This window comes from Fulvivirga imtechensis AK7, from assembly GCF_000331535.1.
Taxonomy (GTDB): Bacteria; Bacteroidota; Bacteroidia; order Cytophagales; family Cyclobacteriaceae; genus Fulvivirga; species Fulvivirga imtechensis.
On record NZ_AMZN01000183.1, the window covers coordinates 1 to 1540 of the forward strand.

A 1540-nucleotide genomic window follows, 5' to 3' on the forward strand; every position below is an offset into this window, starting at 1 on the left:
AAAACTGCAGCGAAAGAAATGGGATATCAACTTGTTGCAAATCAATATGTTGAATAATACGTCATCGGTAGCGACTGATAGGGAGCGTGGCAGTCCCCTGATTAGAACATCGTGCGGTGAAGAAATATAATTCGCTTTAACGATTGGGGGATTGCCACGTCAATGTCATCTTCCTTCTGTCAGACGACATCTCCTCCCGACATAAAGCTACATAAAGCTCGGGACAGGTCGCAATGACGATAAATGTTGGTTTTCTTACAAACACTAATTAGTGTTTGTAAGAAAACTCTAAGTGGCTTAAGAAAACGTTCCCGCCAAAGGGCGGGACGAAGTGCCAAAAAGCGGAGCGTACTGAGGTACGTGAGCATTTTTGGGGCGAGCGTAACGCAGACATTGGCGTTTTCTTATAGACACTAATTAGTATAGCGATTGGTGCCGTAGCGTTCAATGATCTCCTCATTTTTGCCACCATCCAGGTCTGCAATCACCCTAACGGTATGTTTGGAATCTTCGATGGTAATATATCCGGTATTAGGAACAAGCGGGCAGCCCAATCTGTATTCGAAACTAGCTCCGGGATACAAAAGACGCTGACTTTTGGGTACGTCATGGAAGACCAGCCTGGCGATATAAAATGAGTCTTCTGTACCAGGAATAGACACCTCCACATAATCCTGCTGCGGGTGTCCAAAGGGAGATATACTGTTCCAGTAAGAGTGATGCAATGCCGACCCTGAGGGCGCGCGGAAGATGATCACCGTACAATCCAGATGAATGGGTTTATCGGACCTGTTCCTAAAAGAATAGATATAGTTGCCATACCATGCGGAACTGCTGGCGTTGCTCACGGTAATGTCAAGCGGTATGTTGCTAACAAAAGTAGAATATTTGTCGATCTCATCTAAGATAGGATTGGGGCCATCCAGTGTGTAGTCTACAGGATGAACGGAATGTCCGAATGCCGAATAGTTGTTTTCCCAGGGCTCCTGGTAGAAGCTATCAGGACCGTTTGGAGTTAGATCGCTGTCATTAGCCATAAGAACAGGGACATTTTGATCTGTGAAATGATCATGAGGAGTATCAGTGGCCGGATTGGGAGCTATTCCCTGCTCACTACAGGAGATAGAAAACATTAGAAGTGCTGAGAGGCCATAGACAAGTGGTAATTTGTAATTTTTCATTGGTTTTAGGTTTATGGTTGAGAAAACAGCCTCTTGGTGAGGCTCCATAATGAAGTTCTGCTTTTCTAAAATGCCATCAAATTTTATTAGCTGTATGGGGGAAAGGTGTAGCGGAGTAGCTGGTTTCGGGGCAATAAAACTTTTTTTTGGGGGGCTATAGTATCAGTTCCCGGACCCCTTACTTAGGAACTTTCATAGAAGCAGCCATATATCCTCAACCAATAAAATGGCGAAGAAAAATCAACTTCTTCTGGTTTCCATAGCGTATATTAAAGGGACGCACTAGCTGAATGCCATGTTCTAAAGAGTCCCGGAAACAGGTCCCATAGCCGTTAACTTAAGCATCCCGGTAGGGATGC

Annotated in this window: 1 protein-coding gene; it reads right to left on the minus strand. The window is 44.7% G+C overall.

All coding sequences use genetic code 11. From position 1 onward, the window contains the following. Positions 1-413: 413 nt before the first annotated feature. On the minus strand, positions 414-1181 hold the full coding sequence (locus C900_RS27660) for a hypothetical protein (RefSeq protein WP_157494291.1): 768 nt from the start codon (positions 1179-1181) through the stop codon (positions 414-416). Between the last annotated feature and the right edge of the window lie 359 nt (positions 1182-1540).

Coding starts and splice junctions, on each gene's coding strand:
- C900_RS27660 (WP_157494291.1), bottom strand. CDS start 1,181: ATGAAAAATTACAAATTACCACTTGTCTATGGCCTCTCAGCACTTCTA.